Annotated in this window: 7 protein-coding genes; 4 read left to right on the plus strand and 3 right to left on the minus strand. The window is 66.5% G+C overall.

Annotated features, from left to right (window positions below):
* Positions 1-215: 215 nt before the first annotated feature.
* On the plus strand, positions 216-3,059 hold the full coding sequence (locus tag ACIPZ5_RS26750; RefSeq protein WP_400811514.1) for an HD domain-containing phosphohydrolase: 2,844 nt from the start codon (positions 216-218) through the stop codon (positions 3,057-3,059).
* A 10-nt stretch (positions 3,060-3,069) separates the two neighbouring features.
* On the opposite strand, the gene ACIPZ5_RS26755 is transcribed toward ACIPZ5_RS26750, so the two are convergent.
* The 3 genes from ACIPZ5_RS26755 to ACIPZ5_RS26765 form a co-directional block, all read right to left on the minus strand.
* Positions 3,070-3,399, minus strand: a complete 330-nt coding sequence (locus ACIPZ5_RS26755) for a DUF202 domain-containing protein (RefSeq protein WP_261943780.1) — start codon at positions 3,397-3,399, stop codon at positions 3,070-3,072.
* On the minus strand, positions 3,392-3,778 hold the full coding sequence (locus ACIPZ5_RS26760) for a YidH family protein (protein ID WP_400811517.1): 387 nt from the start codon (positions 3,776-3,778) through the stop codon (positions 3,392-3,394). Before ACIPZ5_RS26760 ends, ACIPZ5_RS26755 begins: the two co-directional genes overlap by 8 nt.
* An 87-nt stretch (positions 3,779-3,865) precedes the next feature.
* The gene (locus ACIPZ5_RS26765; RefSeq protein ID WP_400811520.1) at positions 3,866-5,578 is read right to left on the minus strand and encodes an FAD-dependent oxidoreductase; all 1,713 of its coding nucleotides are present in this window, start codon (positions 5,576-5,578) and stop codon (positions 3,866-3,868) included.
* A gap of 185 nt (positions 5,579-5,763) precedes the next feature.
* Here ACIPZ5_RS26765 and ACIPZ5_RS26770 point away from each other — a divergent pair, with 185 nt between their 5' ends.
* The 3 genes from ACIPZ5_RS26770 to ACIPZ5_RS26780 all read left to right on the plus strand — a co-directional run bounded on the left by ACIPZ5_RS26770 (position 5,764) and on the right by ACIPZ5_RS26780 (position 8,572).
* A complete protein-coding gene (locus ACIPZ5_RS26770; protein ID WP_400811523.1) occupies positions 5,764-6,540 on the plus strand; it encodes an IclR family transcriptional regulator in 777 nt (258 codons plus the stop codon).
* A gap of 139 nt (positions 6,541-6,679) precedes the next feature.
* Positions 6,680-7,732: a Gfo/Idh/MocA family protein gene (locus ACIPZ5_RS26775; protein WP_400811526.1), complete on the plus strand. Its 1,053-nt coding sequence runs from the start codon at positions 6,680-6,682 to the stop codon at positions 7,730-7,732.
* 24 nt (positions 7,733-7,756) lie between these two features.
* The gene (locus tag ACIPZ5_RS26780; RefSeq protein ID WP_261943785.1) at positions 7,757-8,572 is read left to right on the plus strand and encodes a sugar phosphate isomerase/epimerase; all 816 of its coding nucleotides are present in this window, start codon (positions 7,757-7,759) and stop codon (positions 8,570-8,572) included.
* The last annotated feature ends 166 nt before the right edge of the window (positions 8,573-8,738 follow it).

Below are 8,738 nucleotides of genomic sequence, written 5' to 3' on the forward strand. Positions count from 1 at the left end.
CTGCACTGTTCTTTAACCTGCATCACTGCACCTTGCAGTTAGCACCCGGGGCAATTCTACCGGGCATGTGCGCTGAGGCCAAGCACGGCGCATTGAAACCAGTAGTGGCGCTGTACTGCTGTCGGGCTGCCTTGCCAGCAGCGCATGACATCCGCCCGGCATGATCGCATTGGCTGATTACACTGTTGAAATCGCCACACCGGGACCGGGCAGCCATGAGCAAACCAGCACGCGCAATTTCCCTGCAATGGCTGGTGGCCTTGGCCATCATGCTCGGCATGCTGCTGCTCGGCGCCGGCCTGGCCTGGCAGGGCTACCGCGGTATCAGCCAGGCCCTGGTGGCTGCGGCCGGCGATGCTGCCCAGCAGGTCGCCAAGACCATCGACGAACGTGCCCGGCGCCTGGTCGATCCGGCGCAGAGCAGCATTCGCCTGCTGGCCTTCAACCCGGCCGCCAGCAGCCTGGCCCAGCGCCTGGAGCGCTTGCCGCAGCTGGTCGAGAGCCTGAATGCCAACAAGATGCTCAGCGCCGCCTATGTCGGGTACCCCAACGGCGAGTTCCTGCTGGTGCGCCGCTTACGCGACCCGCAGTTGCTGGCGCGCTTTGCCGCGCCAGCGGGCAGCCGCTTCCTGGTGCAGAGTGTCAGCCTGGGTGAGGGTGGTGCGATGCGCGGCGAATGGCGCTTCTATGACCCCGCGCTGACCCTGCTCAAGGCCCAGGCCATGCCGGACTATCACTACGACCCGCGCTCGCGCCCCTGGTTCGTCGATGCATCGGCACAACCCGGCACCGTGCTCACCCATCCCTATGTCTTCTTCACCACCCGCGAAATCGGCATGACCATGGCCCAACGCAGCGTCGACGGCGCGGCGGTGCTCGGCATGGATGTATCGGTCAACGACCTGGCCAGCGAATCCCGCGACTTGCGCATGACGCCCGGTACCGAGATTGCCGTGGTCGACGACCAGGGCAACGTGGTCGCGTACCCGGACCTGCAGCGGGTCATCGTTCACGAGGGCGACACCGTGCGCCTGTCGCGTCTCGGCGAGCTGGGAATCCCCAGCCTGCAACAGATCTACAGCCGACAGCCGCAAGGCACGCGACCACAGGTCTATCAGGTCGATGGCGCAAGCTGGTACGGCATGCGCGTGCCGCTGACCAACCTGGCCGGGCAGGACCTGCAAGTACTGATCGCGGTGCCGGCGCATGAACTGCTGGCGGGGGCGCGCAAGGTGCTGTTCGAGCAACTGGTGTGGACGGCCGCGCTGATGGCCGTGCTCCTGTTGCTGGGCGGCCTGCTCGGGCAACGCATCGGCCGCCCGCTGCACCAGTTGGCCGAGCAGGTGCGTGGCCTGGCCGACTTCGATTTCAGCCGCGAAGTGGGCGTGGACTCGCGGGTTTCCGAAGTGCGAGCGCTGAGCCGGGTACTCAGGCGCATGTCCGGCACCATCCGCAGTTTCCAGGCAATCACCCTGACACTCAGCCGCGAAACCCAGCTGGAGCGCATGCTCGATGGCGTGCTGACGCATCTGGTGGAGGCCGCCGGGGCCAGCGCCGGGGCGGTGTACCTGTTCGATGACCCGCATGCTCGCCTGCGGCTGTCCGCGTCCTGCGGGGGTACCGGTTACCCCGACGAGCTGGCGTTCGGCGAGGCCGATCAAGCCGACCTGGCGGGGGCGGTCACGCAGGCCCTGACGCTGGGCGGGCGTAGTCTTGTGCTGGTGCTCAACGACCGGGGGCATGAGCTGCTCGGCATCCTTGTCCTGCAGATGCAGGGCGAGGCTGCTGAAGTGGGCGAGCCGTTCCGCCGTTTCGTCGAGGAGCTGTCCGGTGCCGCGGCCGTGGCCATCGAGACGCGCCAACTGGTCGAAGCCCAGCAACGCCTGCTGGACGCAATGATCAAGCTGCTCGCCGACGCCATCGATGCCAAGAGCCCCTATACCGGCGGCCACTGCGAGCGCGTGCCGCATTTGGCGCAGATGCTGCTGGACAAGGCCATGCAGGCCGACAGCGGCCCGTTTGCCGATTTCAGCATGACCGAGGCCGAGCGCTACGAGTTCCGCATTGCCGCCTGGCTGCACGATTGCGGCAAGGTCACCAGCCCCGAGTACGTGGTCGACAAGGCGACCAAGCTGGAGACCTTGTACAACCGCATTCACGAAATCCGCATGCGTTTCGAGGTGCTCTGGCGTGATGCCGAGCTTGCCTACTGGCAAGGCCTGGCCGCCGGCGAGGCCAAGCCGCTGCTGCAACGCACGCTGGAGCAGTGCCGCGCCGAGCTGCAGGAAGAGTTCGCGTTCGTCGCCAGGGCCAATATCGGTGGCGAGTTCATGCAGGATGAGGATGTCGAGCGCCTGCAGCGCATCGGCCAGCGCCGTTGGCTGCGGCATTTCGATAACCGCCTGGGCCTTTCCCGCGATGAAGAGCAGCGCTTTGCCGGCGCGGCGCCTGCACCCTTGCCGGTCGAAGAGGCGCTGCTGGCCGATCGCCCCGAACACCTGCAGCCCTGGGGGACGCGCAAGCCGCCGGTGGTCAAGGGCGACCCGCGTAATGTATGGGGCTTCGACATGCGCCTGCCGGCCAATGCCAGCAACCAGGGTGAGCTGTACAACCTGGCGATCCGCCGGGGCACGTTGAACGATGAAGAACGCTTCAAGATCAACGAGCATATCGTGCAGACCATCATCATGCTGACGGCGCTGCCGTTCCCGCGCCAGCTGCGGCGTGTGCCGGACATCGCCGGCAACCACCACGAGAAGATGGACGGCGGCGGCTACCCACGTCGGTTGGGCAAGGACCAGCTGAGCGTTGCCGAGCGGGTGATGGCGATTGCCGATATCTTCGAGGCGCTGACGGCCGCCGACCGGCCGTACAAGCCGGCGAAAAGCTTGTCCGAGTCGGTGAAGATCCTGGTGTTCATGGCCCGCGACCAGCACATCGACGGGCAGCTGCTGCGGCTGTTCCTCTGCAGCGGGGTGTACCTGGAGTACGCCGGGCGCTTCCTGCGCCGCGAGCAGATCGATGAGGTGGATGTGGCGTACTGGCTGGGGCAGTTCTAGTGCGCCGTGGCTACCAGGCCAGGATCGCGGCGAGTTCGACCGCACACAGCGCGGTAACGCATACCGCCAGCAGCAGATTCACCGTGACGCCAGAGGCGATGGTCTCAGCCTGCAGGCCGACCACATGGCGCTGGTAGCTACGGCGCAAGCGCAGCCAGGCAGCGCCGGCAGCCAACAGGCAGAGCACGGCCGGCGCTACGGCCAGCCAGTGATGGTGCGGCACCCAGCGCAGGAAGAAGCAACTGCACACCACCATCGCCAGAATGGTTCGGCGCCAAGCCAGCAGCGTACGCTCCGGCTGCAACCCGTCATCGGCGTGGACCAGCTGCGGGTCAGGCATGGAAGAACACCGCGTAGGCAAAAAACGCCATCACCAGCGACACGCCGATCGACAGCGCCGGGGCGATCAACGGGAAGGGCAGCGGGCGCTTCTGGCGCATCGCCCGCTCCACGTTCAGCCAGCGGATGAAGGCCGGCAGGCTCAGCAGCAGGGCCAGGCTGATCAGCGCCACCGCCAGCAGGCGGCGGGTGCCGGGGCTGAAGATCTCGGCCGTGAACATGTCCACGGCGATGCCGCTGGCGAGCAGCGCCAGCGCGGTCCTGATCCAGGCCAGGAAGGTACGCTCGTTGGCCAGGGTGAAGCGCGGGTCTGGCTCCTGGCCCTCGGCGAGGAGCTTGCTGGCCAGCCAGCCCCTTGAGGGCTCGGTGTTCTTGTTCAAGGGCAGTGGTCCTCCTCGGGTAAGGTCGGTGGGCGCCAGTGTGAGTGGCAAACCCTGCCCATGTCCATGGTTTGCCTCCTGCTGACGCTATTCGTACTCCGTTACGCCGCTGATATGCCGCCCGGCGACATAGCCGAAGGTCAGTGCCGGCCCGAGGTTGATACCGCCGGAGGGGTACCAGCCGCCGAACACGCTGGCCATGTCGGTACCGGCCGCATACAAGCCGCTGATTGGCTGGCCGGCGTCGTTCAGCACGCGCGCGTGACCGTCGGTGCGCAGGCCGGCGAAGGTGCCGAAGCAGCCGGGCTGCACTTTTACCGCATAGAACGGGCCGTGCTCGATTGGCGCCACGCAGGGGTTGGGCCCCTTGTGCAGCGGGTCGCCCTGTTTGCGGTTGAACGGTGTCGAGCCGCGGCCGAAGGCGGGATCCTGGCCCTGGCGTGCGTGCAGGTTGAATTCAGCGACCGTGGCGCTCAGCCCGGCGGTGTCGATGCCGCACGCCTGGGCCAGTTGTTCCAGGGTGGCGCCGCGTTTCAGGTAGCCGCTGCGCAGGTGTGGGCTGATCGGCAGGGGCGCAGGGCGCGCATGGCCGAGGCCGAAGCGGCGCAGGAAGCGGTGGTCGCAGATCAGCCATGAGCAGGCTTCCTCGCCCTCTGGCACGGCGGCGACCATGGCGGAAACATAGTCGTAATAGCCGTGCGCTTCGTTGACGAAGCGCTTGCCGTTGGCCAGCACACCGATGATGCCTGGCTTGCCGCGTTCGATGATGTGCGGGAAGTGGCCGACACTGCCGTCGCGGTGTGGCACTTTCGACACGGGCGCCCAGGCCACCGGCGACTTGAGGTCAGTGGCCACCACACCCCCGGCCGATTCGCCCAGGCGCAGCCCATCGCCGGAGCAGGACGGTGGGGGCAGGGCGAGGTTGTCATGGCCACTGGCGTCGCGCGGGAACAGCTGCCGGCGCCGAGCGGGGTCGTTGGGGAAACCGCCTGCGGCCAGCACCACGGCCCTGGCGCGGATCACCCGTTCGCCTTGCGCGGTTGCGACCACGGCCCCCAGCACCTTGCCGTCTTCCATCAGCAGGTCCTTGGCCGCTGTCGACTCGATCATCCGCACACCCAGGTCATCCGCCGACTTCGCCAGCCGTGCCACCAGCGCCACCCCGTTGACCAGGTGCATCGCCCGGCCATGGCGGGCCAGATCGTAGAGGTGGCGAGCGAAGCGTTTGCACACGTGCAGCAAGGCGCGCGGCGAGCGGGTCATGTTCAAGAAAGCGGCCAGGTCGGCGCCCGCCATGATCGGCATGCCCATGAATGAAGTCTCGCGCATGGTCTTGCGCAGGCGTGGCAGCAGCGCGCCGAGCTGGCGCGCATCGTACGGCGCGGCAATCACCTGATGGCCGCCGAGGGCAGCGCCGGGTGTGTCGCCGTGCATGTCGGGGATGCCGTTGCCGTCGGCGAACTGCAGGGCGGTGTGCTGCTCGAAGAAGGCGACCATGTGCGGGCAGGCTTCGAGGAAGGCATCGACGCGCTCGGCGTTGTAGTGCGTGCCCAGTTCGTGACGCAGGTAGGTACGCGGCTGCTCGATGTCTTCGCTGATGCCGGCGCGCCGGGCCAGCGGGTTGCGTGGCACCCAGGCCCAGCCCCCGGACCAGGCGGTGGCACCGCCGAGGACCGGGTCCTTCTCTACCAGGATGACCTTCTGCCCGTGCCAGGCGGCCGTGACCGCCGCTGCCAGCCCGGCCGCGCCAGAGCCGATGACCAGTACGTCGCAGTCGCTTGGGAAGGGTTCGGCGGGCATTGCGGTATCTCCTGCATTATTATTGGAACCTGATTCCACAATATTCTTTTTATGCGGGCGGCACTGCAAGGCCAAGTACCAACTTTCGGTCGATTACCGGACACTTCAGTGCCTGGCGGGCACGACGACTATCGACGATATGGAATCATCTTCTAGAATTCGGCAAATTTTCAGGGATCCGCATCATGGCTGGTAGTCAGATCGAACGCGCCTTCAGTCTTGTTGAAAGCCTCACTGGCGAGCCGCACGGCTTGCCGCTGCAAACCTTGGCCGAGCGCCTGGACATTCCCAAGAGCGCCTGCCACCGCATGCTCACCGAGCTGGTGCGCCTGGGTTACGTGCGGCAGAACCGCGACAACAGCCGCTATCAACTGTCCGCCAAGCTGGTGGCGATGGGCTTTCGCTACCTGTCGAGCAGCGGCGCCGACATCATTCAGCCGATTCTCGACCGCCTGGCCCAGGACAGCGGCGAACTGGTGCGCCTTGGGGTGATCGAAGGCAACCGCCAGACCTGGATTGCCAAGTCCCAGGGTGCCCGCTCCGGGCTGCGCTACGACCCCGACATGGGGCGTGACGCGCCGCTGTTCTATACCGCTTCCGGGCATGCCTGGCTGGCCAGCCTGAGCGATGAAGACGCGCTGCAGATGGTGCTGCGCCAAGGCATTGCAGACCCCGCCCAGTTCGGCCCCAACGCGCCGCGTTCGACCGATGAGCTGCTGGCCTACCTGCACCGCGCCCGTGAGCGCGGTTATGCCTGGGTCGAACAGACCTCGGCCGTCGGCACTTCCGCCCTGGCCGCCGTGGTGCGGCGCCCGCAGAGCGACGAGGTGATCGGCGTGCTCAGCGTGGCCGGCCCCAGCGCCCGCCTGGCGCAAACACGCCTGGCCGAGCTGGCACCGCTGCTGCTGGCGGCGGCAGACGAGCTGTCGGCGGCCAGCCGGGCGAGCGAATTGTTCGCCTGAGGCGCATTTCTGGTCGGTAATCGCACAGTCTGTGGGGTGGGACGTTCTTAAAAGCTGAACTTGGTTCTACATTGTGTAGTGTTGATTCTGGAACTTGGTTTCACAATCCGCGCCACAATAACGACAAGAGGACAGTGCGTTGAACTCACCCCTACGAATCGCCCTGATCGGTGCCGGCATCATGGGCCGCCAGCATTACCAGCACCTGCGCCGCCTGCCGCAAGCCCAACTGTGCGCCGTGGCAGACCCCGGCCCACAGGCTGAAGCGTTCGCTGCCGAGTGCGGGGTTGCCTGCTTCGCCGATCACCGGCAGATGCTTGAGCAGGCCCGGCCCGATGCGGTGATCGTGGCCAACCCCAACAACCTGCACGTGGCCTGCGCCTTGGATTGTGTCGAGGCCGGTGTACCGGTGCTGGTGGAAAAACCGGTGGGCGTACACCTCGATGAAGTCCGTGCGCTGGTCGAGGCCTCGCGCCGCCGCGGCGTGCCAGTGCTGGTCGGCCATCACCGGCGGCACAACCCGCTGATCGCCAAGGCCCACCAAGTGATTGGCGAAGGCAAGCTGGGGCGGTTGATCAACGTCACCGCGCTGTGGCAGCTGCAAAAGCCCGACAGCTACTTCGAAACACCCTGGCGCCGCGAGCCGGGGGCGGGCTTTCTGCTCACCAACCTGATCCACGACCTCGACCTGCTGCGCCACCTGTGCGGCGAGGTGGTGCAGGTGCAGGCCTTCACCCGCAACGACGTGCGCGGCTTCGCCAACGAAGACAGCGCGGCGGTGTTGTTGCAGTTCGCCAACGGTGCGCTGGGCAGCCTGACCGGCTCCGACGCGGTGGCCGCGCCATGGAGCTGGGAGCTGGACTCCGGCGAAAGCCCGATCTACCCGCGCCAGGAAGGCCAGCCTTGCTATCTGCTGGCCGGCACCGAGGGCGCACTGAGCATTCCTCAACTCAAGCGCTGGCATTACGCCGAGGCGGGTTCTGGCTGGCACACACCGCTGTTGCAGAGCGAGGAAGCCATTCCCGCAGGCGAGGCGCTGACCTTGCAGCTGCAGCATTTCATCCGCGTCGCCCAAGGCACTGAAGCGCCGTTGATCGATGCCGCCGACGGTGGCCGCACCCTGGCCCTTGTCGAAGCGATCCGCCAGGCCGCCGAAACCGGCCGGGCCTGTGCGCCAGCGCTCATCGCCTGATTTTTTTGTCCCTAGGTAAATGACATGACCGACCGAATCTTTTCCCTGGCTGCCCTGACGGTGCTCGAACTTTCCCCACCAGACATGGTGGAAGCCGCCGCCCGTGCCGGATACAGCCATGTGGGCCTGCGCCTGGTGCCGGCCACCGAGCAGGAGCAGCACTTCCCGCTGGTGGCTGACGCCGACCTGCGCCGGCAGACCCAGGCGCGCCTGCGCGACACCGGTATCAAGGTGCTCGACCTGGAAATCCTGCGGCTCAAGGCCGACACCTGCGTGGCCGATTTCGAAGCGATACTGGCTGTCGGTGCCGAGCTGGGTGGCAGCGAATTGCTGGTGGCTGGCAACGACCCGGACGAAGCGCGCCTTACCGCAAATTTTGCCGAGCTGTGCGACCTGGCTGCCGGCTATGGCATCTACCCGCACCTGGAGTTCATGCCCTGGACCGACGTGCGCGACCTGCGCCAGGCCATGCGCGTGGTAGCCAACGCCGACCGGGCCAATGGCTGCGTGCTGGTGGATGCCTTCCACTTCAACCGCTCGCGTTCTTCGCTGGACGACCTGGCGCAGTTGCCCGCGCAGTGCATGCGCTATGCCCAGCTGTGCGACGTCGCCGGCCCGGTGCCGGCCGACATGGACGAGATCCTGCGCCAGGCGCGCAACGAACGGCGCTTCCCGGGGGAGGGCGATGCCGACCTGGTGGGGCTGTTGCGTGGTTTGCCGGCAACCGTACCGTTGAGCCTGGAGATCCCCACCCGGCAGCTGATGGAGCAGGGCATCAGTGGTGAGCAGCGTGCGCGCATGGCACTGGAGAAGGCCAAGGCCGTACTCGCCAGCGTCTGAGCTCATAAAAGGTGTCCGGGGTTAGTAGACCACTACATGGTGTGCTTGCCTTGGGGTGTGTAGCGCCTATGAGATCGAGCGCCGCCCGCGCGGCGCATCGCGGATAAATCCGCTCCTACATTTGTTGCAACGTGGCCTTGCCTGTGAGGCCATGGTTGTCAGCCTT

Origin of the sequence: Pseudomonas sp. NPDC089428, assembly GCF_044749325.1 — a bacterium.
GTDB lineage: Bacteria > Pseudomonadota > Gammaproteobacteria > Pseudomonadales > Pseudomonadaceae > Aquipseudomonas.

Coding starts and splice junctions, on each gene's coding strand:
- ACIPZ5_RS26750 (WP_400811514.1), top strand. CDS start 216: ATGAGCAAACCAGCACGCGCAATTTCCCTGCAATGGCTGGTGGCCTTG.
- ACIPZ5_RS26755 (WP_261943780.1), bottom strand. CDS start 3,399: ATGCCTGACCCGCAGCTGGTCCACGCCGATGACGGGTTGCAGCCGGAG.
- ACIPZ5_RS26765 (WP_400811520.1), bottom strand. CDS start 5,578: ATGCCCGCCGAACCCTTCCCAAGCGACTGCGACGTACTGGTCATCGGC.
- ACIPZ5_RS26770 (WP_400811523.1), top strand. CDS start 5,764: ATGGCTGGTAGTCAGATCGAACGCGCCTTCAGTCTTGTTGAAAGCCTC.
- ACIPZ5_RS26780 (WP_261943785.1), top strand. CDS start 7,757: ATGACCGACCGAATCTTTTCCCTGGCTGCCCTGACGGTGCTCGAACTT.